Genomic DNA, 26,780 nt, shown 5'->3' with positions numbered 1-26,780 from the left:
TCCAGACGGCTTCTACATATGTAGGCAAAATTATGAAAAAATCACATTGCTTTTACGATTCTTTCGGAAAAAATGTTTCCGGGCGCGAAAAATGTGTCGTACAAGCAGTCGGACATCCGACAATATGATATATAACATATAATTCCGGGTGGATTTTTATGGGTTTCCATTAACTATATGTCAGAAGATTATTCTATATTTGTATATGTTAAGTTAACCAAAGAAAAAACATTTATTATTAACCACGATGAAAAAGGAAATCAAATTCAGTCTTGTTTACCGGGACATGTGGCAGTCTTCCGGTAAATACCAACCCCGGGTAGACCAATTGGAGCGCATCGCCCCGTTGATTGTTGAAATGGGCTGTTTCGCAAGAGTCGAGACAAACGGAGGAGCTTTCGAACAGGTGAATCTTCTGTATGGCGAGAATCCCAATAAAGCCGTTCGCGCCTTTACCCGTCCTTTCAGGGAAGCGGGCATCCGGACGCACATGCTCGACCGCGGTCTGAATGCGTTGCGCATGTATCCCGTTCCGGCCGACGTGCGCCGCTTGATGTATAAGGTGAAGCATGCGCAAGGGGTGGACATTACCCGCATCTTCTGCGGACTGAATGAGACCCGTAACATTATTCCTTCCATCAAGTATGCGCTGGAGGCAGGAATGATACCGCAGGCCACGCTCTGCATCACCTATTCCCCCGTACATACCGTGGAGTATTACGCCCGGATTGCCGACCGGCTCATCGAGGCCGGCGCGCCCGAAATCTGCTTGAAGGACATGGCGGGCATCGGCCGTCCCGGCATGCTGGGCATGTTGGTCAGGACCATCAAGGAGAAGCATCCCGACGTGCTGATACAGTATCACGGGCATAGCGGACCGGGTCTTTCGATGGCTTCCATCCTTGAGGTATGCGAGAACGGAGCCGATATCATAGACGTGGCCATGGAGCCGATGTCGTGGGGAAAAGTCCATCCGGACATCATCTCCGTGCAGGCCATGCTGAAGGATTTGGGCTTCCAAGTGCCCGATATCAACATGAAGGCTTATATGAAGGCTCGTGCCATGACACAGGAGTTCATAGACGACTTTCTGGGCTATTTCATGGATCCCACCAACAAATACATGTCTTCGCTGCTGCTGAAGTGCGGTCTGCCCGGCGGCATGATGGGCTCCATGATGGCCGACCTGAAAGGGGTGCATGCCGGCATCAACATGATATTGAGGGGCAAGAACGAACCTGAGCTCAGCATCGACGACTTGCTTGTGATGCTGTTCGACGAGGTGGAATACGTATGGCCTAAGCTGGGTTATCCTCCGCTGGTGACGCCTTTCAGCCAATACGTCAAGAACGTGGCGCTGATGAACCTGATGCAGCTGATGAAGGGCGAAGAGCGCTGGACGATGATCGACAACCATACCTGGGATATGATTCTGGGCAAGAGCGGGCGCCTGCCCGGTGCGTTGGCACCCGAAATCGTGGAGCTTGCCAAGTCCAAAGGCTACGAGTTCGTGGATACCGACCCGCAGCTGAACTATCCCGACGCTCTGGACGAATACCGGAAGGAGATGGACGAGAACGGCTGGGCGTATGGCGATGACGACGAGGAACTCTTCGAGTTGGCCATGCACGACCGCCAATATCGCGATTACAAGTCGGGCATTGCCAAGAAACGCTTTGAAGACGATTTGCAACGCGCCAAAGATGCTGCCATGGCGAAGAGCGGATTCTCGGAAGAGGAAATCAAGAAGCTGAAGCGTGCCAAAGCCGACCCCGTTGTTGCCCCCTCCAAGGGACAGGTGCTTTGGGAAGTTTCCGTCGAAGGGCCTTCGTCCGAACCTTTCATCGGTCGCAAGTACCAGCACGACGAAGTGTTCTGCTACGTCTCCACACCGTGGGGAGAGTATGAGAAGGTGTGGACCGGCTTCACGGGGCGCGTGGTAGAGGTGTGCGCCAAGCAAGGCGATGTGGTCAACAAGGGTGATGTGATTGCATATATTCAGCGAAGCGACATCTTTGCTTGACGGCACGCGTACACTGAATAGGCGTAGCACGTTTGTCGGACAAAAGATACAGTGGTTTCTCCTTAAAACAAGGAATATTTCAGGCGAGATACCGGGGCAAAACCGGTGTCTCGCCGTTTTTTTTATTATCAAGTGTAAGAAGCTTGCTCCCTGTCGTCCTTGATTCATACGGCTGCTTGCGCATTACAATGATTCTTAAAATAATTATGCTTAAAATAAGTACGATTAGATTATAATGCTTATCTTTGTAATGAACAATATAATATTTGTTAGTGGGATAATATCGCAGTTATGAATAATATAATAGCAATTAATTTTTCTACTCCCGACGAGGTGGCGCTACAGATGGCGGCCAGAGTGAAGGCTCGGAGATTGGAACTGAATTTAACCCAGGAGGGATTGGCTGCAAGAGCCGGAATCAAGTTTGCCACTTACCGCAGGTTTGAGCAGACAGGAGAGATCTCCTTAAAGGGATTGCTCCGGATAGGATTTGCCTTGAATGCGCTTGCTGAGTTCGATGCTCTTTTTGTGCAGAAGCAGTACCGGTCATTGGACGAGGTGCTGAACGAACAAAGTATTACCCGTAAAAGAGGACAGAAGAATGAATAGTATCAGACAGATAGAGGTCATCCATTGCGATTTGTTGGTTGGGCGGTTGGCTCTGACCAAAGAAGGGTTGTGTGCGTTCGAGTATTCGGCCGGATGGCTTAATTCGGGATTTTCCATTTCGCCGTTTGAGTTGCCGTTGAGGAGTGGTGTCTTTATAGCAAAACCGCGTCCATTTGAGGGGGGCTTCGGTGTTTTTGATGACTGCTTGCCTAATGGGTGGGGCTTGCTTATTCTTGATAGGTATTTGCAGCAGAAAGGCGTCAGGCTGCATACTCTGTCGTTGTTGGATCGTCTCGCATTCGTCGGCTCTGCAGGGCGCGGAGCTTTGGAATTCCGGCCGGACAGAAGCGTTGTTTCCAATCAGGAATATGCGGATTTTGAGAAGCTGGCATTGGAGGCGGAACGGATACTCGACAGTGATGATTATGCAGGAGAGGGGATTATTGAATTTCAGGACAGGGGAGGCTCTCCCGGAGGTGCGCGTCCCAAAATTTTCACCCATTATGAGGGCAGGGAATGGTTGGTGAAGTTTCGTGCAAAGAGAGATTCTCAACGTATAGGGATAGAGGAATATCACTATTCGCTTCTCGCTAAGGAATGCGGGGTTGAAATGCCTGATACACGTCTTTTCGAGGACAAATATTTTGGTGTCGAACGTTTTGACCGTACGGCGGAGGGTAAATTGCATGTGGTAAGTGTTGCCGGGCTTATCGGTGCCGATTATCGTTTGCCCGGTATCGACTACAGGCATATTTTTCAGGTATGTGCGGCATTGACCCGTAGTGTCGCCGAGATGTGGAAGGTCTACCGTCTGATGGTATTCAATTATCTGATAGGCAATAAAGATGACCATGCAAAGAATTTCTCCTTTATCCGTCGCGACGGAGATTGGCATTTTGCACCGGCTTATGATTTGCTGCCTGCCGATGGCATCAACGGCTATCGTACAACTTCCATCAACGAAAGTATAGAACCAACGAAGGAGGATATTTTCGCTGTGGCCGTAAAAGCCGGATTGAATAAAAAGGAAGCGGTAGAAGTTTTTGAGAAGATGTGCGGCATCATTCGAGGGGCGTAAATGAATGTGCCTGATGTTTAAGGAGGGGGCTTTCTTCCGGGCATCGGGCACATTGTCCCTACAACTCCCTGTACTCCTTCCTTGCGTCGAAGCAGGGGCAAGCCTTGCGCACGGATGGGCCGAGCTGGTTGTGCCCCAGGATACGGGCATGGGGATAGTCTTTCCGCAATCGGCGCAGCAAATCCATCAGGGTGCATTTCTGGGCATAGGTGCGTGTGTCGGCCGGATGTCCGTCTTCATCAAGACCGCCTTCGTAGCAGATGCCGAGGCTCTTGTCGTTCCAGCCGGCGGCGTGGGCGCCGACCTGGTGGGCGAGGCGTAGCCCACGTCGTAACCATGGTCGTATTCGTCCCACAGTACGTTCAGCACCTCCTCCTTGCGTTCGCCCACGGTGATGATGTCTGCTGTGTGCTGCGGCTTGGCCGTGTCAATGATTTCGCGCACCACGTCGATGCCGTACTTCACCACCACGCCGGAGATATCCTTGCAGTCGTGCGGCAACATTGTGAGCAGGCATCGGTTGCCGAAGTAGTCGGACAGGTACTTGGTCCGCGTGCGCCCTGGCAGGTCGGTGTCGCCGCAAATCACGATGCTCTGCGCATAGTCCAGCCACGGGTCGAAGGCCTCGAAACTCTTGTGCAGGTCGCCCGCCGCCCCGTTGGGCACGCTGATGACAAACAGATAGCCCGCTTCGCCGAGGGTGAGCGCATCCTTTCCGCCTTCGGTGATGATGAGGTGGAAGAACCTCCCCGCTTCGTTCGTTCCGGGCGTGCAAAGAGAGCACGTCCGGCCCCCCCCCTTTTTTGGGGGGGCGAAAATTCTTTACCTTCATCTTCATTTTCTCCGAAAGACCTCCCGGAGGGTATATTATTGTTAATATAATTAGAATCTGTTTTGAATTTATTTCAGCTTTTCAACAGTTTGACACGATTGGAAGCACATAAAAGAAGTAGCCATCTTACCTTCGTACCAACCAAGTTCCTATCATGTTCTTATCATGTTCTTATCATGTTCTTTTGGAGGCGCTCGCCATAGACAAGAAGAAAACAAGAAAATGATAAAAGCGCATACCCTCTGTGAAAGACAGAAAACAACTTCTTAATTCGATTTTCTCGGATAGCCTGTACCCATATGTGGGTACAGATTACCGTGCAATCCTGTTTATTTAATAAACTTCATTATTTATGACACACTTGAAGGCCCGTAAAGCCTCCAATCACGAAGCTTTCGGCACTTTTCTGATGCGCGAATTGAGCCGTCTGCACATCAGGCGCAACGACTTTCGTGATGTCTGCCACATGAGCCAGACCTACCTTGAGGAAATCAAGCAAGGCAAAGGCAACTACGAGGTAGACTATTACGAGCACATTCTGCGTGCTTTCGAAGAGTTCACGGATGAGGAAGATGCCCATCGCATCTATGTGGAAGGCGTGCGCCTGCTCTTTCCCGGTCTGACGAAGAAAGACGGAGGACAAGAAGAGGTATGAAGCGGCACGCCGGTATGAAACCCTTTGTCAAGGCACGTGCGCCGCCTTCCTCCTTGAGCCGGGAATCCCCGCCGCCTCTTCTTATATTCTCCTCTCCTCCAATCCCTGACCTCTCCAATCTCTATTTTTTTTACTTTTTTCCTTTGAGATAAGCGGTAGAATATAAAAAAAGTTGTACTTTTGTCCCCGACAGTCGATTCCCGAATCGGGAAGAAGTGTGTTTTTCAATACGGAGCCGTTTTTTTATTTTGTCTCGCCTTATCCAAGTTCTCTTTCGGCAACTTTTTTTTGTGAAAGAAAACGCGTGGGGGAAGCCCGAAATTAAGGTCGAAAGGAATTGAAACAAGCTCCGAACCTTTAGTATAGGTTGTGGAAAAAAATAAAAAGATAAGTTCGCCTAAGCCCTTGAAGATAGCGCCGGTTGCCGAAACCGACGACGCCGTAGGCGTATCTTTCCCCGATAAAAAGCCCGAAACCAAGCAGTGGTACATCGCCATTGTGGGCAACAACTCCGAGCGCATCTGTCGCGACAAACTCGAAGCCCGCATAGTCCGGCAGGCCGATGACGCCAAAGACTACGAAGTCTACGTCCCCGTCCGGCAAGAGCTTCGTGTCCGTGCCGACGGCAAGCGCCGCACCGTAGAGCGCATCCTTTTCCCCGCCATGCTCTTTATCCGTTGTACGGAGCAGCAGCGCCGCCGGGACATCGTGCACCTGCCCTACATCAAACGCTTCATGGTGAACATTGCTGCCAAACGTACCGACAGTGGCATGCGCTCCGTAGCCGTCATCCCCGACAGCCAGATGCGCAGCCTGAAACGGATGGTGAACGACGGCGACGGCGAAATAACCATCGAACCTATAGATATCCCCCTTGGAGCCAAAGTCCGTGTCAACGGCGGCAAGCTCATGGGGCTGGAGGGATATGTGCTGGAAACCGGCGACGGAAAAACCAATCTGGTGATACGCGTGGATATGCTGGGATGCGCAAGGATGGAGATTGCGGGGGGAATGCTGGAGGTGATGGGGTAGGAGTTGCGACTGGAACTAGCAAACAAACTATACAGTTGATGAACTTGTGTTATTTGTATTTTTTAATAGAAAGTATTCAATGCTGTTTGGATTAGCAATTTTATAATAATAATATAATATTATGTCAGTATTCAAAGATAAAGTCCTGTTAATCACAGGTGGTACTGGATCATTTGGTAATGCAGTATTAAGGAGATTCCTTGATTCAGATATTAAAGAAATCAGGATTTTGAGTCGAGATGAGAAAAAACAAGATGATATGCGTCATTTTCTTCAGGCTAATCGTGCTGATGTGGCCCACAAAGTGAAATTTTACATCGGTGACGTACGCCAGCGCGAGGCTGTAGATTTTGCAATGGCCGGCGTAGATTATGTTTTTTCAGCTGCTGCATTGAAGCAGGTTCCTTCGTGCGAGTTCTATCCGATGGAAGCTGTTCGTACTAATGTGGAAGGTACTAATAACGTGCTTCTTTCTGCCATCTCACATGGTGTTAAGAATGTCGTTGTTCTCTCTACTGACAAGGCTGCTTATCCGATTAATGCTATGGGAATTTCTAAAGCTATGATGGAGAAAGTTGCTATCGCTCAGGGTCGCGCACTTGGTGCTGATGCAAAGACTACTATATGTTGTACGCGTTATGGCAACGTTATGGCTTCTCGTGGTTCTGTTATTCCTCTTTGGGTAGAGCAAATGATGGAGGGTAAGCCGATAACAATTACAGATCCTAATATGACTCGCTATATGATGACCCTTGATGATGCTGTGGATCTCGTCATTTACGCTTTTGAGCACGGGAATAATGGTGATCTTTTTGTGCAGAAAGCTCCTGCAGTTACATTAGAAGTACTCGCAAAGGCTCTCAAGGAGATATATGCAAAAGTAAATCCTGAGTTTGGTAAGACAGAAGTCAAGGTTATTGGTACCCGTCATGGTGAGAAACTTTATGAGACTCTTGTCACTCGTGAGGAGATGCTTCGTTCAGAAGATATGGGTAATTATTTTCGTATTCCTTGCGATTCTCGAGACCTCAATTACGACAAATTCTTTACCGAAGGTGATGATGCAATCAGCCGTACAGAGGATTATCACTCACACAACACCCGCAGGCTAGATGTTGAGGGCATGAAAGAGCTTCTCCTCAAACTTAATTTCATTCGTGAAGATCTCGGACTCCAATCTTGTGCAAAATCACGTGATTATCGTTCTGAATAAGAGTTGCATTATGGACAAACTTCCCAAATTAGATTATAGTGATATCCACTGGCAGGAAAACGGTAAACTTAAACTTATCATAGTAGTAGGTACTCGCCCTGAGATAATCCGTCTTGCTGCCGTTATCAATAAATGTCGCAAGTATTTCGATCTCATTCTGGCTCATACCGGACAGAATTATGACTACAATCTCAATGGTATTTTTTTTCGTGATCTCAAGCTCGCCGAACCGGAAGTTTATATGGATGCAGTTGGTGATGATCTTGGTGCTACTTGTGGAAACATTATTAATTGTTCGTATAAGTTATTCGCTGCTTTGAAGCCGGATGGAGTACTCGTTTTGGGTGATACCAATAGTTGCTTGTCTGTTATTGGTGCAAAGCGTCTTCACATTCCTATATTCCATATGGAGGCAGGTAACCGTTGCAAAGACGAATGTCTTCCGGAGGAAACTAATCGTAGAATTGTGGATATCATTTCTGATGTCAATATGGCTTATTCAGAACATGCTCGCAGATATTTAGCCGATTGTGGCTTTCCAAAGGAGCGTACTTATGTAACTGGTTCTCCTATGGCAGAAGTCCTCCATGAGAATCTTGCAGAGATTGAAGCATCTGATGTTCACAAACGTCTTGGACTTAAAAAGGGGGAATATATTCTTTTAAGTGCTCATCGTGAAGAAAACATTGATACTGAGAAAAATTTCCTTTCTCTCTTCAATGCTATTAATGCCATGGCTGAAAAATACGATATGCCCATCCTCTATAGTTGTCATCCCCGGAGTAGAAACCGGTTACAAGCTTCAGGCTTCAAGTTGGATAAACGCGTTATTCAGCAGGAACCACTTGGTTTTCATGATTATAATTGTCTCCAGATGAATGCCTTTGCTGTGGTATCAGATTCTGGTACACTTCCCGAGGAATCCTCTTTCTTTACCGGTATAGGTCATCCGTTCCCGGCTATTTGCATTCGTACCTCCACAGAACGTCCTGAGGCAATTGATAAGGCAGGCTTTATCATTGCAGGTATTGATACGAAGTCACTCCTTCAAGCTGTTACCACTGCAGTTGAACTTTGTAAAGACGGTCAGCACGGGATTCCTGTTCCTGATTACATAGATGAAAATGTCAGTACCAAAGTCGTTAAGATTATTCAGAGTTATGTAGGCATCGTCAACAAGATGGTGTGGAGAAAATTTTAAATCTATGAAAGTGTTAGTTACAGGATCAAAAGGGTTCGTCGGTAAAAACCTTTGTGCTCAACTTAATAACATCAAAGATAATAAGGCTCGCTGGTATAAACTTCCCGAAGCTATTGAGGCTGTTTATGAGTATGATATTGATTCCACTCCGGAACAACTTGAAGAATGGTGCAAGGAATGTTCCTTTGTGTTCAACCTTGCAGGTATCAACCGACCAAAGGATCCGGAAGAGTTTATGAAAGGAAATTATGGTTTTACCACTACACTTCTTAACACACTTAAGAAATATGCTAATACCTGTCCTGTTATGCTTTCCTCTTCTTCTCAGGCTGCTCTTGATAATCCTTATGGACTTTCCAAAAAGGCAGGAGAAGAACTGATGTTTCAATATGGAAAGGAGACAGGAGCCAAGGTGCTTGTATATCGTTTTCCTAATCTTTTTGGAAAGTGGTGTCGCCCTAACTATAATTCTGTAGTAGCGACTTTTTGTTATAATATTGCTAACGGACAACCTATTCAGGTTAATGATCCAAGCGTCATGCTCAACATGGTTTATATTGACGATGTGGTTGATGCTTTAATAGCATGTCTTTCTGGCCATGAATATAAAGAGGGTAAGTATTGTTATGTACCTAATGTATATAAGGTGCGCCTCGGTGACATTGCCGATCTTATCTATTCTTTTGATAAGGGGAGATATAATCTTCAGATTCCTTGTGTGAGCGATAGCTTTCGCAAGGCGCTTTATTCTACTTACGTTTCATATCTTCCGGAGAGTAAGATTGCATATCCTCTTGAAATGAAAATTGATGATCGAGGAAGTTTCTCTGAGTTCATTCGTACTGAAAACCATGGTCAAGTATCTATCAATATATCCAAACCCGGTGTCATAAAAGGACAACATTGGCATCACAATCTTGTAGAACGTTTTCTTGTAGTCAGTGGTCATGGTCTCATTCAACTTCGTAAGGAAGGAGTTGACGAGAATGGTGTTCCTTATCCGGTTCTTAATTATGAGGTCAGTGGTGACAAATTACAAGTAGTTGAGATGATAGCCGGTTACACCCATAATCTCATTAATTTGTCAGATACCGAGAATATGGTGACTGTTATATGGGCAAACGGTTGTTTTGATCCTGACCGCCCTGATACATATTTCGATCCTGTGGAATCTAATAATAAGTAAATATAATGTTCAATAATAAAACAATACTTATTACAGGTGGTTCTGGGCTTTTTGGCCGTTGTTTCATTGAAACAATCCTTCGCGACTATCCTGGGGTTAGAAAAATTATTGTTTTCTCACGTGATGTACAGAAACATAATGATATTCTTCAACTATATCCCGGGAAACAGTTTTCGCAGTTACGCTTTTTCTTAGGTGATGTGCGTGATAAGGAACGCCTGATCAGAGCTTGCGAGGGCATCGATATTATTATTCATGCAGCTACCATAGCATCCGTCGAATCTGCAGAATATAATCCGGAAGAATGTATTAAGACTAATATAATCGGTGCTCAAAATGTAATTGATGCGGCTTTCAAGTGTGGAGTGCATGATGTGGTTGCGCTATCATCTGATAAAGCATGTGCTCCTCTCAATCTTTATGGAGCTACCCAATTAGTCTCTGACAAGCTTTTCGTTGCTGCTAATAACATGAAAGGCTCAAAGGATATCCGTTTCTCTGTAGTGCGTTATGGTAATGTGATGGGTAGTAAAGGTTCTGTTATTCCATTATTTCTTTCTCGTAAGGAACTTGGCGGTAGAAGCCTACCCATTACAGACAAGCGAATGACCCGTTTTATTATTTCTAATCAAGAAGTCGTTACAGCTGTAGAGTTTGCTTTAGAGAATCATATTGGAGGAGAAATTTTTATTCCAAAGGTTTCTTCCTATCGCATCACTGATCTTGCTACAGCCATTGCTCCCGAAATGGAGCAAAAGGAGGTTGGCATTCGTGCCGGTGAGAAGATTCATGAGGAACTTATCTCGGCGGCCGATAGCATCAACACTATTGACCTTGGTGATTATTATGCAATTCTTCCTTGTATCTCTTTCACTGGTCATCGTGGCAAAAATAATTATACTGCTCATTACAACGCCCAACCTGTTGCTGATGATTTTCACTACAGTTCTAACGATAATCCTGTTCAGGAGACAGTTGAATCCCTTCGAGATAAGATTAAACTCTATATCAATCCGTCATTAAAATTATAACTAAATGATAGAAAATGTTATTCCTTATGGTCGCCAATATATTTCCGATGACGACATTCAGGCTGTGATAACGACCCTTAAGTCTGACTACTTGACTTGTGGTCCTGCTATTCCCGAATTTGAAAAAGCGTTTTGTGAATACGTGCATGCAGACTATTCGGTAGCGGTATGTAATGCTACAGCCGCTCTCCATATCGCAGCAATGGCTCTTGGGGTAAAGGAAGGCGATAATATTATCTGTACGCCTATGACTTTTGCTTCCTCAGCCAATTGTATACGTTTCTGTGGAGGCAATGTCAAGTTCGTTGATATAAACCCTACAACATTTCTGCTTGATATTGACAAATTGAAAGAAACTCTTGCAGCTTCTCCAAAGGGTACTTATAAAGGTATGGTTCTTGTTGATTTTGCCGGCTATCCTCATAATATGGAAGAATATCGTAGAGTGGCTGATGAATATGGAATGTGGATTCTAGAAGATGCATGTCATGCTCCTGGAGCTTATTTTATAGATAGTGCAGGTGATAAGGTTTATACAGGTTGTGGCAAGTATTCTGATATCACTGTCTTTTCTTTCCATCCTGTTAAACACATTACCACAGGAGAAGGTGGTATGGCATGTACTCAAAATAGGAATCTCTATGAGAAGATGGCACTTTATCGAACTCATGGTATCACTCATGATGTTGACAAACTCCAGCGTAAGGATGGACTTTGGTATTACGAGATGCAGGAACTTGGTTATAATTACCGTATTACTGATATTCAAGCAGCTCTAGGTACATCTCAACTCAAACGTGCACGTCGTAACGTAGAGATTCGCCGTGAACTTGTCCGTAAGTACAATGAGGCTTTGGCTGATGTCGAAGGTATCAAGACACCATATGAAGCTCCTGATGTTTATCATGCATACCATCTCTATATCATTCAAGTGGAAGACCGTCTTGGACTCTATAACTTCCTGCGTGAGAACAAGATCTACGCACAGGTGCTCTATTATCCGCTCAACCTCATGCCTTACTACAAACAGTTTGGAAATAAGGAGGGTGATCTTCCAATAGTTGAGGATTATTACAAGCATTCTCTCGCACTTCCTATGTTCCCAACATTGACAGATGAGGAGCAGCAGTATACAATCTCTGAGGTCAAAGAATTTATATGTAAGTAAAATGAAAAACTTATGTATTATACCTGCACGAGGTGGTAGTAAGCGCATACCTCGTAAGAATGTGAAGCGTTTTCTTGGTAAGCCAATGCTTGCTTATTCCATTGAAGCGGCTCTTAAAACAGGGCTCTTTGATGAAGTTATAGTTAGTACCGATGATGAAGAAATAGCAGAAGTTGCGCGTCAATATGGGGCTAAGGTTCCATTTATGAGAAGTGCTGAGACGGCAAACGACTTTGCAACAACAGCGGATGTCCTTAATGAAGTAATCAGTAATTATAAAGCTTCCGGGATAGAATTCGATAATTTCTGTTGCATTTACGCTACAGCTCCAATGACGCAAAGTGAGGATATTACAGCAGCTTACGAACGTCTTCTTTCTTCTGACTTCACAGTCGTATATCCTGTGGTTCAATTTTCTTATCCTATTTGGCGTTGTCTTGATTTGGCGGAAGATGGAACCATGAAACGTCATTGGCCGGAGTATGAAAATAGCCGTAGTCAAGATCTTCCAAAGGAGTATCATGATACGGGTACGTTCTATTGGTATAAAACAGCAGGATGGCTTTCTGGAAATATCAAAATCGGTGGTGTCGAGGTTGATGAAACTCGTATCCAAGACATTGATACAGAAACCGATTGGAAGCTTGCTGAAATGAAATATAAATTGTTGTTTAATGACAAAGCGTAAAGTCTACTTTCGGGCAGATGCAAGTGCAGATATTGGTTACGGTCATTTCATTCGTAGCCTTGCACTTGCCGATATGCTCAAAGATGATTTTGAATGTATCTTTTTTACCCAAAATCCTTCAGAATATCAGAAGAATGAGGCAGAAAATGTATGTAAACTTGTAGAATTGCCTTGTGACAATAGTAAATTTGAAAACTTTTTATCTTATCTGCAAGGTGATGAGATTGTAGTATTAGACAATTATTTTTATACTACTGAATATCAAAAGCTAGTAAAGGGCAAAGGCTGTAAATTGGTATGCATTGATGATTTACATGATAAACATTTCTATGCAGATTTAATAGTAAATCATGGAGTTAACGATAAATCATTATATGAAAATATCATAGAACCTTATTCAAAATTATGCCTTGGTTTAGAATATTCACTTCTTAGAAGGCCTTTTTTACTCCAATCTTCAATTAAAACTAGAAATGAAGATATTGTAGTTTGTTTTGGAGGTGCAGATCCTCTTCGTTTGACAGATAGAGTTGTATCAATGCTATTAAAAATAGCTATACCTTATAATATTAAGGTTATATTAGGCGAAAAAGTATATCTGTCAGATGAAAATCGAAAGAGGGTTGATGTTTTAAGTAATCTTAGAGCGAACCAAATGGCAATGCTTTTTGACCAATCAAGTGCTGGAATTTTTTCAGCAAGTACTGTGTGTATTGAAGCCTTAAGCAGGAATTTGCCTATAATAGCAGGCTTTTATGTAGACAACCAATATGATTTTTATCGTATGTTAGAACAAAATGGTTACATAATTCCATTAGGTCAACTTCAAAATGTGACGACTGGTAGATTGGAAAATGCAGTAGAGAAATTAAAAATCTTTGTTTCAAAACATTTAGAAAGAGCGGATATAGCTTCCAATATTATAAAAGCATTTAGATCGATTTGATAGTATAGGTATACATTAGAAGGCATCAAGAACTTATGATAGATATTAATAAAAAGCAAGAATATAAGAGTAGTAAATATATATTTAAGTCTTTCTTGGAATTATCAGACCAAGAAAAGAAAATGATACTGGAATGGCGTAATTCTGAGTCGATAAAAAAATGGATGTATAATAAAAATGAAATTCAATTAAAGGAACATCTTGAATTTATAGATAATTTAAAAGAACGCAATGACAGGTATTATTGGCTAGTTATGTCATTTAAAGGTAATTATATTGGTGTAGTTAATATAAATGATATTGATAAAGCTTCTGACACAGCGGAACTAGGTTTGTATATGAATCCTAAATCAGGAGAGCTGGGCTACAACTATGTTCGTGAATGTTTTTATTTTTTCTTTAATATTCTTGATTTTGGTCATTTATATTGTGCAGTGGCAGAGAATAATCGAAATGCCTTATTGATAGATGCGTTTTTGGGTTGTGAATTCTCTTCTCAAAAGAAGGTGGATGGAGATAATTATCTAGTTAGTACAAACTTAGATAGAAATCTCTTTATGGAAAAGTATGATCTTAAGATTAGAGACTATATTAAGTTTTGTAAAGCAGGATTGAAGTAATAGAACTGTAATACTGCTAAATATCATACAACGAAATGAGTAATAATATTAATTCAGATATAATGAAAGCAAAGGTTTTAGAAATTATCAACGAAATTCGTGTAGCTAAAGAAATGGCACCAGTAACTGTACTTAACAATGAGGATAACCTTCGCGATGACTTAGGTTTGACTTCATTCGATTTGGCAGAGTTGACAGTAAAGCTTGAGGATGAATTCGACATCGATATTTTTGAGGATGGTCTTGTTAATACTATTGGAGAAATCTATAAGAAGCTAGAGGCGTGATGATTTTTTTGATTGATGGTGAGAGGACTTATTCTTATGATGAGCTGTTGAATGCCATTAACGGGAGTAAGGAGTATATACCAATGATGCGTACAAAGAAACTCTTTGAGTACTTTGTAAACGTCATCAAAGCGTTAGTCGCTAATAAGCCTTTAATCCTGATTGATTCAGATATCAATGCGTCTGAAATTGATGGTGTTGAGGAAGAGGATATTAACAAGGTTGTAGCCATTGATGAAGTACATGTAAGCAGCATGGGGGATGTGGTAAAAGGTGTGCAGGAATCTCAATCAGAGATTACTATTTTCACATCTGGTACCACTGGCCAACCCAAAAAAATCGTTCATCATATCAGCTCTTTGACTCGTGCGGTTCGCCTTGGTGATAAGTATAGAGGGCAAATTTGGGGGTATGCCTATAATCCTACCCATATGGCAGGGCTACAGGTTTTTTTTCAGGCTTTTGAAAATGAAGATACCTTTGTGAATGTCTTTAATAGGAATCGTGCAGAGGTGTATGACCTGATTGATAAGTACCAGATCACACATGTTTCTGCAACTCCTACTTTTTATCGTTTGTTGTTGCCTTTCGAGAAGTCTTACGAAAGTTTGATACGCGCAACATTAGGGGGGGAGAAGTCTGATCAGCATCTTTATGATTCTATTAAGAAAATATTCCCAAATGCAAAAATTAATAATGTGTATGCTTCTACAGAAGCTGGTTCGTTGTTCGCTGCAAGAGGTGATGCTTTTCAAATACCTGAGAAAATCCGTGATAAGTTTAAGGTTGACGAGAACTCTGAGTTGCTGATTCACAAAAGTCTGTTGGGATTTTCAGATAGCTTCAAGTTTGATGGAGATTATTATCACTCAGGCGACCTTATCGAATGGACAAACAGGGAGGAAGGTTTTTTCAAGTTCAAGAGTCGCAAGAATGAACTCATCAATGTAGGTGGCTATAAGGTCAATCCTAATGAGGTTGAGGATGTTATCAATGCAATTTCGGGTATTCGCCAATCGTTGGTTTTTGGTAAGAAGAACTCTATCCTTGGCAATATTTTGGTAGCAGAAGTTCAATTAGAAGACAATGTGGAACTCACAGAATTAGAGATTCGCAAGGTACTCAAGGAACAACTTCAGGATTTTAAGATTCCCCGTAAGATTAAGTTCGTGGAGGTATTCTCTCTCACACGTACAGGCAAGTTAAAAAGAGTGTAAATAATAAATTTATTTAGCATGAATATATTAGTTACAGGTTGTTCTCGTGGGGTAGGATTAGAAATTTGTCGAGTCCTACTAGAACAGGGCCATACTGTTTATGGAATTGCTCGTAGCTGTCCCGATGATTTCAAGGCTCTGCAAAGCGAGTATGAAGGTCGACTATTTTACAAGAGTGTTGATCTCTCTGATTGTGATAATATTCGCCAGAGTGTTTTCAAGGATTTCTGTGGCAATAAAGTACAGATTAATGGTTATGTCAACAATGCAGCATTGGCTTATGATGACATTATAACCAACTTGAATCTTGAGCGTTTGAAAGCAATGTATAATGTGAATGTCTTCACACCAATGATGATGGCTAAGAATGTGATTCGCAACATGATTCTTCATCATACTAAGGGCTCTATCGTTCATATCTCTTCTATCAGTGTCCACACTGGTTATAAGGGGCTGGCAATGTATGCCTCTTCAAAGGGGGCACTCGAAGCTTTTTCAAAGGATACAGCTCGCGAATGGGGACAGATGGGTATCCGCTCAAATGTGGTAGTGCCAGGATTTATGGCTACAGCAATGAGTGCTTCCTTGACTAAGGAACAGAGAGACAAGATATATGCTCGCACTTCATTGAAGGCTGCAACATCGGTAAGATCGGTTGCTGAGACTGTGGCATTTCTGTTGAGTGACAAGGCAGAGAGTATTACTGGTCAGAATATTCATGTTGATAATGGCACTATTTAATTAAGCTAATTAAGGTGAAGCAAGAGCTATGGCTACTTGTAATATTTGAATGTTGATATGAATACATTTATTATAGCAGAGTTATCTGCGAATCATAATGGTAGTCTTGATATTGCATTTCGCACAATGGATGCTGCAAAAGAAGCTGGAGCAGATGCGGTCAAAATACAAACATACACAGCTGACACCATTACACTTGATTGTGATAAGGAAGACTTTCAGATTGATAATGGCCTTTGGGATGGTTATAAACTTTATAATTTATATAAAGAAGCATATACTCCATGGGAATGGCATCAGAAGCTGTTTGATTATGCAAGATCAATAGGATTAATTTGCTTTTCAACTCCTTTTGATAATACTGCAGTTGATTTGCTGGAGGAGTGTGGCAATCCAATATATAAGATTGCTTCCTTTGAAATAACAGACGTTAACCTCATACGATATGCGGCAAGTAAAGGTAAGCCAATGGTTATCTCGACGGGTATTGCAACAATGGAAGATATCGAACTGGCAATTAAGGTTTGTCATGAGGTAGGTAACACAGATATTACTCTTCTTCGTTGCGTATCTGCTTATCCTGCCCCTCTTGAGAATGTAAATCTCAAGACAATGCTTGACATGAAAGAACGTTTTGGCGTTAAAGTAGGATTGTCTGATCACACAATGGGGTCTGATGTGGCAGTAGCAGCAGTGGCATTGGGTGCAGAAATAGTTGAGAAGCACTTCATCATGGATAGGGCTATTGGGGGACCTGACGCTGCATTCTCTATGACTACAGAAGAATTTGCAGCAATGACAATCTCTATTCGTAATGTAGAAAAGGCCCTTGGTCATGTTGATTATCCTACAGACCCTTTCAAAATTAAAGGACGCAATTTCTCTCGTTCTCTCTATGTTGCTGAAGATATGAAAGCTGGTGATGTTATCACAGAAAAGAATGTGAGATCTGTGAGGCCGGGTTTTGGATTGCATCCAAAATATTTCAAAGATATACTAGGGAAAAAGGTAAATTGTAATCTTAATAAGGGGGATAGAATGAGTCTTGATTACATAAAGTGAAATATACCATGAAAGTAGTACTTTTAGCTGGTGGTTTTGGCTCACGCATCAGTGAGGAAAGCCAATTCAAACCAAAACCAATGATTGAGATTGGCGGCATGCCTATTCTTTGGCATATTATGAAAGAGTATGCCTACTATGGACATATAGAGTTTATTATCTGTGCAGGCTATAAGCAGGAATATATCAAGGAGTGGTTTGCTAATTACTTTTTGCATAATTCTGATGTAACCTTTGATTTTCGTAATGGTAAAGATGAAATGACGGTTCATCAGACAAATATGGAGCCTTGGAAAGTGACTGTTGTTGATACTGGTTATAACACCATGACAGGTGGTCGTGTTAAGCGCATTCAGAAGTATGTTGGTAATGAACCTTTCATGTTCACTTATGGCGATGGTGTATGTGATGTTGAAATAGACAAATTGCTAGAATTTCATAAGTCTCATGGTAAACTTGCAACTCTAACAGCAGTTAAAATGGCTCAAGAGAAGGGGGTGCTTGATATTGAGGGAGGAGCGGTAAAATCCTTTCGAGAGAAGAATATTGCTGATGGGGTACCTATCAATGCTGGATATATGGTACTTGAGCCAAGAATATTTGATTATTTAACAGATGATACATGTGTGTTTGAAAAGGTCGCACTTACCAAACTTGCTGAAGAGAATCAGTTGATGTCATACATTCATAAAGGTTTCTGGCAATGTATGGACAACGTTCGTGAGAAAGCTATGTTGGAAAAATTGCTAGCTGAAAATAAAGCACCTTGGCAACGTTGGAAACGTGCGATTCCTAATATCCCTAAAGGTTTTTAAACAATATGGTGGATATTTTCAATAGTTTTTATAAAGAAAAAAGGGTTCTTGTAACCGGCCATACTGGTTTCAAAGGGTCTTGGCTTTCTATTTGGCTTCATGAGTTAGGAGCTGAGGTTGTAGGTGTTGGTCTTGAGCCATATTCTGAGAAAGACAATTTTGTTCTTTCTGGTATTGGCTCAAAAATCAAAGCAGATATTCGTGCTGATATTTGTGATGGCGAAAAGATGAAGCAAATCTTTACTGAATATCAGCCAGAGATTGTTTTCCATCTTGCTGCTCAGCCATTGGTTCGCTTGAGCTATGTGCAACCTGTCGAGACTTATCAGACAAACGTGATGGGAACTATCAATATCATGGAGGCTATTCGTGTTACAAAGAGTGTGAAAGTTGGTATAATGATTACTACCGACAAGTGCTATGATAACAAAGAACAGATGAAAGGGTATGTTGAAACTGACCCATTCGGTGGTTATGATCCATATTCTTCCTCTAAAGGTGCTTGCGAAATTGCCATCCAAAGCTGGAGAAGGAGTTTCTTTAATCCGGAAGATTATGGTAAGAAGCATACCGTTAGCGTTTCATCAGTTCGTGCCGGTAATGTAATTGGAGGCGGCGATTGGGCTCTTGATCGTATTATTCCAGATTGTATTCGTGCGCTTGAAACAGGTAGTCCAATCAAAATTCGTTCACCAAAGGCTATTCGTCCATGGGAGCATGTATTAGAGCCTCTTTCTGGCTACATGATGCTCGCTCAGAAGATGTGGGAGAATCCTACAGAATATTGTGAAGGCTGGAACTTTGGTCCTGAAGCTGAAAGTGTGCTTACTGTTTGGGAGATGGCGACTGCTATCATCAAGACCTTTGGTTTTGGAGAATTGCAAGATGTTTCAGATTCTGAGGCACTCCATGAAGCACATTTGTTGATGCTTAATATTGATAAGGGGAAGACACGTCTTGGATGGAAGCCAAGATTAAATGCCATGCAGTGTGTAGCTTTAACGGCTGATTGGTACAAGAGATATAAAACAGAAAATGTATTTAACCTCTGTTTGGAGGAAATTGAGAAGTTTCTTAGGTAATGAAAGCATTTGTAACAGGTGCAAGTGGGTTTATTGGGGCATATTTAGTTAAAGCTCTAGTGGATGATGGTCATGAGGTGTTATGCCTTAAAAGGCCTAATTCTAAACTTAACGGCTTGGAATCATATAAAGAAAAAGTACTATGGGTTGATAACTCAGATGATTGGAAATCAAGATTTCATGATTTTAATCCAACTATTGTCTATAATCTTGCTTGGAATGGAGTAGCGGCTGCAGATCGTATTGTGTGGAGTAAGCAGGTGAGTAATATTTATTTACAACAGGAGCTTCTAGATATAGCATTGGAAACTAAATGCAAGAAGTTTGTAGGCATTGGCTCCCAATCAGAATATGGAAACTTCACTAAAAAAATTGAAGAATCTGATCCTATCAATCCCAAGACAGCTTATGCAGCAGTAAAATCTGCATCTCAAACAATACTGAGAAGTTTCTGTGAAATTCATGACATGGATTGGTTCTGGTTTCGTCTTTTCCCTCTATTTGGCCCTCATGAAGCAGACAGATGGTTAATTCCCAGTTTAATAAAGAGTATATCAAATGAGGACCACATGGATTTAACACCTGGAGAACAGAAATTGGCATATCTTTATGTAGGTGAATGTGCGAAAGCTATTGAGATGGCAATTTATGCTGATGGAAAGAGTGGTATTTATAATATCTGTTCTGACAATCCAACATCTTTGAAAGATTTGGTTAGTAAGATAAGGGATGCAATTAATCCAAGTTTTAAATTGAATTTTGGTGCACTGCCTTATCGTTATGGGCAATGTATGTATATGGAAGGGGATACTACTGCCCTTCGTAAAAATATCTATAATCTAAATACATCGAACTTTGATGAAAGGTTGTATGAAACTATAGAATTTTATCTCAATAAGTATAATGATGGAAAAAAAACAATTATTCGAACTGGCTCAGTCAGTTCGTTATAAAGCTCTTGAAATGGCTCATAATGCAAATGAGTCGCATTCTGGTGGAGCTTTATCTATGGCGGACTTACTTGTTACACTTTATGCCAACTATCTAAATAATACTCCAGAAACAAAGGAGGCTCCTGGACGAGATCGATTTATATTGAGTAAGGGGCATTGTTGTGCCCTATATTATGCAGTTTTGGCAGAAATGGGATTCATTGATATGAATGAACTTATGGAGAACTTTGCAAAGAATGGAACTCTTTTTTTTGCTCATGCCACTCATAAACTTCCTGGTGTAGAGCTTTCTACAGGTAGTCTTGGTCATGGTATGCCAGTAGCTTGCGGATTAGCTCTTGGCGCGAAACGCAATGGTCTAAACAACAGTGTGTATTGTTTGATTGGTGATGGCGAAATCAATGAAGGTAGCAATTGGGAAGCTATTATGTTTGCAGCTCATAATCATTTGGATAATCTTTGTTTGATAGTAGACAAGAACAAAATGCAGGCCTTGGGGGATACAAAGGATGTGTTGTGTCTTGATCCTCTTCCTGAAAAATTGAAGACTTTTCAATGGAATGTTATTGAAATCGATGGCCATGACTATAATCAGATTATTTCTGCTTTCGATAATTTTAAAGAATGCACAGGCAAGCCAACCGTAATCGTTTCAAATACAATAAAGGGTAAAGGTGTTAGTTTCATGGAACATAATCTGAAATTTCATTATAGCGCACCAAATGATGGTGAACTTAAACAAGCTAAGGAGGAGTTGTTATGAGAACGAATTTTATAAAGCAATTAATTGAAGAAGCTCGTCATAATGATAAAATTTTTCTGCTTGTAGGTGATTTAGGTTATCATGTTATCGAGCCATTTGCAGAGGAGTTTCCTGAACGTTTCCTGAACGTGGGAATTGCTGAACAGAATATGGCAGGAGTAGCGGCAGGTTTATCAATGGCAGGTTATAATGTGTATTTTTATTCAATAGGTAATTTCCCAACTATCCGGTGCTTGGAGCAGATACGTAATGATATTTCTTACCACAATGTGAATGTGAAGATTGTATCTGTAGGAGCTGGTTATGCTTATGGTAGCCTTGGTGCTACTCATCAAGCGACTGAGGATATTGGTGCCCTTCGTGTTATACCCAATATAGTGGTAGCAACGCCGGGTGACCCGATCGAAGCTAAGGCTATAACGAAGTTATCTGCTATATACGATGGTCCTATGTATATTCGTTTGGGTAAAGCTGGTGAGAAGGTCGTACATACTAAAGAGGTTATAGATATTAAGATTGGAGATATCTGCCCGCTAATCGTTAAGAAAGGGAATGAAAAAGCGGTATTAGCTTGCGGTAATATTCTTGACGCAGCTAAGCATCAAATAGAGGATGAAAATCTTCCCTATAATCTCTATAGCGTTCCATTTGTAAAGCCTATTGATATTGATCAGTTGAAGAGGGTTATTAACTCTCACCCAAAAGGATTGATTACAATAGAGGAACATCAGAAATCTTGTGGTATGGGGTCTGCTGTTGTTGAGATAGTAAATGATCTTTATGCTGATGGTGGGATAGAAACATATCCAAAGATTAAGAGAATTGCTATTCCTGATGAGTTTGTTGAGGTTGTAGGTTCTCAACTATTTTTACGAAAATACGAAAGGCTTTTTTTATAATGGCTAATATAGTCAAAGAACTTGCTAAGAAAATAGGAATTGATAAGTCTATAGCCTATTCTTCGGGAGCTAGAATAATCGGAGGGTTTACAGGAGTAGCTTCTGTATTCTTTATAACAACTTTTCTAACAGGAGTAGAACAGGGATTCTTCTATACATTTGGTTCATTACTTGCAATGCAGGTCTTCTTTGAACTTGGATTGACTAGCATAATGACCCAGTTTGCTGCGCATGAGGCTTCTTGTCTTCAACTCACGGATGATGGGCATTATTCGGGAGATCCCTTTTTTGTCTCTAGGTTAGCTTCATTAGTTCGGTTTTGCATTAAATGGTATGCAATTCTGGCCCTTTTAGTGGTCTCGTTTCTTTTAATAGTAGGTTTCTTATACTTTAAGCGTTTCGGAGAAACACAATCCACTGATGTGGAATGGAGATTGCCATGGATAATTATTTCTATAGCCACAGGTATTAAATTATACGAAGGACCTCTAACTTCAATATTAAGTGGATTAGGCTATGTTAAAGAAATGTCGATTATCACTTTTGGACAACAAATAATAATTCCTGTATTTACATGGATAGGACTTGCCGTAGGACTTAAATTGTATGTTGTAGGATTAGGATATCTGGTTTCTGTTATCGTATGGCTGACTTTTGTAATAAGACAGGGATTACTAAGAATTATAATTAATTTATGGAATGAGAAGATTGAGAATAGGGTTTCTTACATGAAGGAGATATTCCCCCTTCAATGGCGTATATCTCTTTCTTGGATTAGTGGTTATTTTATATTTAATATCTTTAATATAGTATTGTTCGTAGTAGAAGGAGCGGTGGTTGCTGGTCAGATGGGAATGACACTTCAAGCATTAAATGCAATACAGACCCTGTCTTTTAGCTGGATCGGCACTAAGGTTCCGCTTTATAGCAAACTTATAGCTTTAAAAGATTATGTACAGTTAGATAAGCTTTTTAAGAAAACATTACGGCAAATGACATCAGTATGTGCTGTCCTTTTGTTTCTCTTTTTATTATTTATTTTCTTTTTAAGAATAACTGAGTTAAAGATTAATGGAAATGTTTTTGCAGATCGTTTTTTGGATTATATTCCACTACTCCTAATGATAATACCTGTTTATACTCATCAATATGTGAATTCTTGGGCAACATATCTAAGATGTCACAAGAAAGAGCCTTTTCTTATTAATTCGGTAGTTGCGGGAGGCTTATGTATGATATCAACATTAGGCTTTGGACATCTATATGGACTATACGGTGTAACGATAGGTTACTGTATAATCCAGATATTAATGTTTCCATGGGGTTATTATACTTATTATTCATACAAACGAAAATGGCATAATGGAAAATAAAAAAGCTTTGCTGACAATAGGTATTCCGACTTATAATCGAAGCAATTATTTGAAAGAGTGCTTAGAGCATATTTGTTCACAGATTACAGATGATATCCAGATTGTAGTTAGAGATAATAAGAGCACCAATTATAATTTTGAAGAATTTATAAAACCATACATTGTAGAGTATGGTGTAATACCATACCAGAATGAGGTTAATGTAGGTGGAGATGCAAATATTATAAGGCTATTTGAGTTCTGTAATACGAAATGGCTTATTGTTTTGGGAGATGATGATTATTTATCAGCAGGTGCATTAAAGTATATTATAAAAACACTTAAAGAGCATCCTGATGAAATTTTTATCAAATTTAATTCGTCCTATAATGGTCAAATTAAAGGTTTGCAAGGCTTTGCCAAAGCTATGTCTAATAAATATGAGTTCTTGTCTTCTTTTTTTACATCAGAAGGTGCACATAATATAGAAAAAACGAAAGATGATTTATTCTATCATTATAAATATTTGTCTTTGAAGATTGCCCAGATTGTAAGAGTGATGATACATCTAAGAAATATTCCCAATGATACTTGTTTCTTTACAAATCAGGCAATTCTTAAGACACATGGTGGTGATATAACATGGAATAGAAGTGAATTGATAATACCTTATTTAACCATGTTAGATCTTTTTTATAGAGAAAGAGAAATCTTTAAGGATAATGTATTCAGAACAATTATTGGTACTCTTTTTAGGTATATAAGCATATCTGATATGCCAATGAAAGAGAAAAGATATTTCTATAAACAAATTTACGCAAAGTATGGTATCTTTAATACACTTCATTATAGTTTTCGATCTGTAATTAGGGTTATTCTATTTCACATCTTGGGAAATAATTTGTATGCTAAAATGATGGGGCATCATAATTGTTAGAAGAAAGTATTGTGTCGTTTGAAACACCTGAGAGGGCTTGTGCTCTGTGAAACCATAAAACAACAATGAAAATAGCAATAATAGGTAGTAAAGGCTATATTGGTGAACATTTGAATTTTTATCTTAAGCAGAAAGGTTATATTCCCATGGAATATGATGTTTTGGATGCTAGTGAGCCTAATTATAAAAAGATAGATATAACAAATCCTGCATCTGTAGCAGAAATAGATCTTAATGTGGATTATATATTCATGTTTGCAGGTCTTACAGGCACTTATGTTGGATTTGATAAGTATCAGGCATATAACGCTATCAACGAGATCGGCCTGATGAATCTTTTGGATGCTATTCGCAATAGTAAATATCGCCCTAAGATAATATTTCCTTCAACTCGATTGGTCTATAAAGGCGAAGATAAGGCGTTAAAGGAATCTGACACGAAGGAAACAAAAACCATTTATGCTGTCAACAAGATTGCATGTGAGGGATTGCTTCAAGCTTATAAAACAAGCTTTGATATTCCTTATGCTGTTTTCCGTATTTGCATTCCTTATGGTAATCTGCTCTCTACAGATTATAGTTTCGGAACTGTTGGTTTCTTTATAAAGCAAGCGAGAGCCGGCAAGGATATTACTCTTTATGGGGGAGGTTCTATTAAGCGTACTTTTACCCATATGCAGGATCTTTGTTATCAACTGGTGGAAGGCGCTTTCAATCCAAATAGCAATGGTGAGATTTACAATATAGGTGGTGAAACTTTCTCTCTGAAAGAAGCGGCGGTACTCATTGCGAGCAAGTTTGGAGCAAATGTGACGGCGGTTTCTTGGCCAGATCGTGATCTTCGTATTGAGAGTGATCATACTTATTTCGATGATGCTAAAATTCAGTCACTTATAGGTGTCTTTGAATATAAGAGATTGGCAGATTTTATACAAGATATTTAAGTATTATGAGAACAAGAAATGTAGAAGATGCTCAATTAGATTTTTTGATTTCTGCTCTTAGTCATGGATCTTTCATGGGAACACAGGAGATTCTTGATTGGATGAAAAAACGAAATGATGAAGTTGTTTCTAATATTAAGCAGATTTCTATTAGCGAATTGAAAGGTTGGAGTTATCGCGATGATCGTATTCGTCACAATTCTGGTAAATTTTTTAGTATAGATGGTATTCATATTGACACCAATTATGGCAATACCCCATCATGGGATCAGCCAATTATCAATCAGCCGGAGATTGGTTTTCTTGGTTTTATTGTTAAGAAGTTCAATGGTGTAATGCATTTCTTGATGCAGGCAAAGATCGAACCAGGAAATCTCAATATTGTTCAATTGTCGCCAACTCTTCAGGCAACTCGAAGCAACTATACTCGGGTTCATGGCGGGAAATCTCCAATCTATCTTGAATACTTCAATGGTGAGAAAGATGTTACAGTTCTTGTAGATCAGTTGCAGTCTGAGCAAGGAGCCCGCTTTCTACATAAGCGCAATCGTAACATCATTGTTGAAGTTGATGAAAATGAGGAGCTTGAGATTAAGGCAGGTTTCATTTGGATCTCACTTGGTCAAATTAAGGAACTACTTCGTTATCCTAATGTTGTCAACATGGATAGCCGTACTGTTATTTCTTGTATTAAATTTGGTAGCTATTCAGAACGCTCGCTCAAATTGCTCGATTCTGTCAAGAAAATGACAGGTATTAAATCATGTAAACCAGACTCTTTTCTCTATTCTGTTTTGAGTTCAGATAACCACCTTCATGATTTGCAGGATATCATCCAATGGATTACTTCTTTGAAGTTTAAGTATGAATTGGAAGTTAAACCTATAGGTCTTTCAGAAATGCTGTATTGGACATACAATGGTAATACTATCCGTCATGAGAATGGTAAGTATTTCGAAGTTATTGGTGTGCGTGTTGAGATTGGTAACAGAGAGGTTGTATCTTGGGACCAGCCGATGGTGCGTTCTGCTCAGGAGGGATTGATGGGCTTCATTGTGAAGAAAATTAATGGTATATATCACTTTTTGGTACAGGCAAAACTTGAATCGGGAAACTTTGATGTTGTGGAAATGGCGCCAACGGTGCAATGTCTGACTGGCAATTATCGCAAGGGTAAGAATGAATATACTATTCCTTATCTTGAGGAGGTTCTGAATGCAGCAGAGGATAAGATTTGGTATAGTAGTTATCAGAGTGAAGAGGGTGGTCGCTTTTTTCAGGAGCAGAATCTGAACATTATTGTTGAGGTTGGTGATGAGTTTCCTATTGAAGTAGAGGAGAACTATTGCTGGATGACTCTCAATCAAATGCTTTCTTTCGTTGCGTATAATAATTATTTGAATATAGCTGCCCGCTCTTTGCTGTCGGCTATTAGTTTTTACTAGA

Annotated in this window: 26 protein-coding genes and 2 pseudogenes; 26 read left to right on the top strand and 2 right to left on the bottom strand. The window is 40.7% G+C overall.

Annotated elements, in window-relative coordinates; all coding sequences use genetic code 11:
- Positions 1-247 precede the first annotated feature (247 nt).
- From EV202_RS11475 to EV202_RS11465, 3 genes are all read left to right on the top strand, one after another.
- A complete protein-coding gene (locus EV202_RS11475) occupies positions 248-2,023 on the top strand; it encodes a biotin/lipoyl-binding protein (RefSeq protein ID WP_106070204.1) in 1,776 nt (591 codons plus the stop codon).
- Positions 2,024-2,314: 291 nt separating this feature from the next.
- Complete coding sequence (locus EV202_RS11470; RefSeq protein WP_131927153.1) at positions 2,315-2,632, top strand: helix-turn-helix domain-containing protein; 318 nt, start codon at positions 2,315-2,317, stop codon at positions 2,630-2,632.
- Positions 2,625-3,710, top strand: coding sequence for a type II toxin-antitoxin system HipA family toxin (locus EV202_RS11465; RefSeq protein ID WP_131927152.1), 1,086 nt, complete (start codon positions 2,625-2,627; stop codon positions 3,708-3,710). The genes EV202_RS11470 and EV202_RS11465 overlap by 8 nt, the downstream gene beginning before the upstream one ends.
- Before the next feature lie 58 nt (positions 3,711-3,768).
- Here EV202_RS11465 and EV202_RS11460 read toward each other — a convergent pair.
- A pseudogene (locus EV202_RS11460) lies at positions 3,769-4,029 on the bottom strand (N-acetylmuramoyl-L-alanine amidase); the annotation flags it as partial.
- Positions 4,017-4,445: pseudogene (locus EV202_RS11455) on the bottom strand (toprim domain-containing protein); the annotation flags it as partial. The pseudogenes EV202_RS11455 and EV202_RS11460, both read right to left, overlap by 13 nt.
- A gap of 449 nt (positions 4,446-4,894) precedes the next feature.
- On the opposite strand from EV202_RS11455, the gene EV202_RS15300 reads away from it, so the two are divergent.
- The 23 genes from EV202_RS15300 to EV202_RS11340 all read left to right on the top strand — a co-directional run bounded on the left by EV202_RS15300 (position 4,895) and on the right by EV202_RS11340 (position 26,779).
- Positions 4,895-5,197, top strand: a complete 303-nt coding sequence (locus tag EV202_RS15300) for a hypothetical protein (protein WP_234878290.1) — start codon at positions 4,895-4,897, stop codon at positions 5,195-5,197.
- 369 nt (positions 5,198-5,566) lie between these two features.
- A complete protein-coding gene (locus tag EV202_RS11445; protein ID WP_234878289.1) occupies positions 5,567-6,229 on the top strand; it encodes a transcription termination/antitermination NusG family protein in 663 nt (220 codons plus the stop codon).
- Positions 6,230-6,350: 121 nt separating this feature from the next.
- Positions 6,351-7,442: a polysaccharide biosynthesis protein gene (locus EV202_RS11440; RefSeq protein WP_131927150.1), complete on the top strand. Its 1,092-nt coding sequence runs from the start codon at positions 6,351-6,353 to the stop codon at positions 7,440-7,442.
- Positions 7,443-7,452: 10 nt separating this feature from the next.
- Positions 7,453-8,643 (top strand): UDP-N-acetyl glucosamine 2-epimerase, encoded by a 1,191-nt coding sequence (locus EV202_RS11435; RefSeq protein ID WP_131927149.1) that lies wholly within the window; start codon positions 7,453-7,455, stop codon positions 8,641-8,643.
- Positions 8,644-8,647: 4 nt separating this feature from the next.
- Entirely contained in the window at positions 8,648-9,829 is a 1,182-nt protein-coding gene (locus tag EV202_RS11430; RefSeq protein WP_131927148.1) for a capsular polysaccharide biosynthesis protein CapF, read from the top strand.
- A gap of 5 nt (positions 9,830-9,834) precedes the next feature.
- Positions 9,835-10,860: a UDP-N-acetylglucosamine 4,6-dehydratase (inverting) gene (pseB, locus tag EV202_RS11425; RefSeq protein ID WP_106070210.1), complete on the top strand. Its 1,026-nt coding sequence runs from the start codon at positions 9,835-9,837 to the stop codon at positions 10,858-10,860.
- Between the two features lie 4 nt (positions 10,861-10,864).
- Positions 10,865-12,028, top strand: coding sequence for a UDP-4-amino-4,6-dideoxy-N-acetyl-beta-L-altrosamine transaminase (gene pseC / locus EV202_RS11420; protein WP_106070211.1), 1,164 nt, complete (start codon positions 10,865-10,867; stop codon positions 12,026-12,028).
- Between the two features lies 1 nt (position 12,029).
- Positions 12,030-12,716, top strand: coding sequence for a pseudaminic acid cytidylyltransferase (gene pseF, locus EV202_RS11415; protein WP_131927147.1), 687 nt, complete (start codon positions 12,030-12,032; stop codon positions 12,714-12,716).
- Positions 12,703-13,662, top strand: coding sequence for a UDP-2,4-diacetamido-2,4,6-trideoxy-beta-L-altropyranose hydrolase (gene pseG, locus EV202_RS11410; RefSeq protein WP_106070213.1), 960 nt, complete (start codon positions 12,703-12,705; stop codon positions 13,660-13,662). Before pseF ends, pseG begins: the two co-directional genes overlap by 14 nt.
- Before the next feature lie 35 nt (positions 13,663-13,697).
- Complete coding sequence (gene pseH / locus EV202_RS11405) at positions 13,698-14,282, top strand: UDP-4-amino-4,6-dideoxy-N-acetyl-beta-L-altrosamine N-acetyltransferase (RefSeq protein ID WP_106070214.1); 585 nt, start codon at positions 13,698-13,700, stop codon at positions 14,280-14,282.
- Positions 14,283-14,344: 62 nt separating this feature from the next.
- Positions 14,345-14,569 carry an acyl carrier protein gene (locus EV202_RS11400; protein WP_106070611.1) on the top strand — a complete coding sequence of 75 codons (225 nt, stop codon included), beginning with the start codon at positions 14,345-14,347 and terminating at the stop codon, positions 14,567-14,569.
- Positions 14,566-15,786 carry an ANL family adenylate-forming protein gene (locus EV202_RS11395; RefSeq protein ID WP_106070215.1) on the top strand — a complete coding sequence of 407 codons (1,221 nt, stop codon included), beginning with the start codon at positions 14,566-14,568 and terminating at the stop codon, positions 15,784-15,786. The genes EV202_RS11400 and EV202_RS11395 overlap by 4 nt, the downstream gene beginning before the upstream one ends.
- A gap of 18 nt (positions 15,787-15,804) precedes the next feature.
- Positions 15,805-16,527, top strand: coding sequence for an SDR family oxidoreductase (locus tag EV202_RS11390; RefSeq protein ID WP_106070216.1), 723 nt, complete (start codon positions 15,805-15,807; stop codon positions 16,525-16,527).
- 57 nt (positions 16,528-16,584) lie between these two features.
- Positions 16,585-17,589, top strand: a complete 1,005-nt coding sequence (gene pseI / locus EV202_RS11385) for a pseudaminic acid synthase (RefSeq protein WP_106070217.1) — start codon at positions 16,585-16,587, stop codon at positions 17,587-17,589.
- An 8-nt stretch (positions 17,590-17,597) separates the two neighbouring features.
- Complete coding sequence (rfbF, locus tag EV202_RS11380) at positions 17,598-18,404, top strand: glucose-1-phosphate cytidylyltransferase (protein ID WP_106070612.1); 807 nt, start codon at positions 17,598-17,600, stop codon at positions 18,402-18,404.
- A 5-nt stretch (positions 18,405-18,409) separates the two neighbouring features.
- The gene (gene rfbG / locus EV202_RS11375) at positions 18,410-19,486 is read left to right on the top strand and encodes a CDP-glucose 4,6-dehydratase (protein ID WP_106070218.1); all 1,077 of its coding nucleotides are present in this window, start codon (positions 18,410-18,412) and stop codon (positions 19,484-19,486) included.
- Positions 19,486-20,439, top strand: coding sequence for an NAD-dependent epimerase/dehydratase family protein (locus EV202_RS11370; protein ID WP_106070219.1), 954 nt, complete (start codon positions 19,486-19,488; stop codon positions 20,437-20,439). Before rfbG ends, EV202_RS11370 begins: the two co-directional genes overlap by 1 nt.
- A complete protein-coding gene (locus EV202_RS11365) occupies positions 20,390-21,202 on the top strand; it encodes a transketolase (protein WP_106070220.1) in 813 nt (270 codons plus the stop codon). The genes EV202_RS11370 and EV202_RS11365 overlap by 50 nt, the downstream gene beginning before the upstream one ends.
- A complete protein-coding gene (locus EV202_RS11360; protein ID WP_106070221.1) occupies positions 21,199-22,101 on the top strand; it encodes a transketolase family protein in 903 nt (300 codons plus the stop codon). The genes EV202_RS11365 and EV202_RS11360 overlap by 4 nt, the downstream gene beginning before the upstream one ends.
- Entirely contained in the window at positions 22,101-23,474 is a 1,374-nt protein-coding gene (locus tag EV202_RS11355) for a lipopolysaccharide biosynthesis protein (RefSeq protein ID WP_131927146.1), read from the top strand. The genes EV202_RS11360 and EV202_RS11355 overlap by 1 nt, the downstream gene beginning before the upstream one ends.
- The gene (locus tag EV202_RS11350; protein WP_131927145.1) at positions 23,464-24,390 is read left to right on the top strand and encodes a glycosyltransferase family 2 protein; all 927 of its coding nucleotides are present in this window, start codon (positions 23,464-23,466) and stop codon (positions 24,388-24,390) included. The genes EV202_RS11355 and EV202_RS11350 overlap by 11 nt, the downstream gene beginning before the upstream one ends.
- A 65-nt stretch (positions 24,391-24,455) precedes the next feature.
- The gene (locus EV202_RS11345) at positions 24,456-25,334 is read left to right on the top strand and encodes an NAD-dependent epimerase/dehydratase family protein (RefSeq protein WP_131927144.1); all 879 of its coding nucleotides are present in this window, start codon (positions 24,456-24,458) and stop codon (positions 25,332-25,334) included.
- Between the two features lie 5 nt (positions 25,335-25,339).
- Positions 25,340-26,779 carry an NDP-hexose 2,3-dehydratase family protein gene (locus EV202_RS11340; RefSeq protein ID WP_131927143.1) on the top strand — a complete coding sequence of 480 codons (1,440 nt, stop codon included), beginning with the start codon at positions 25,340-25,342 and terminating at the stop codon, positions 26,777-26,779.
- Position 26,780 lies beyond the last annotated feature (1 nt).

It is taken from the genome of Prevotella heparinolytica (assembly GCF_004342845.1).
In the GTDB taxonomy this organism is placed as follows: Bacteria; Bacteroidota; Bacteroidia; order Bacteroidales; family Bacteroidaceae; genus Bacteroides; species Bacteroides heparinolyticus.
This window is presented reverse-complemented; position numbering and strand designations above follow the sequence as displayed.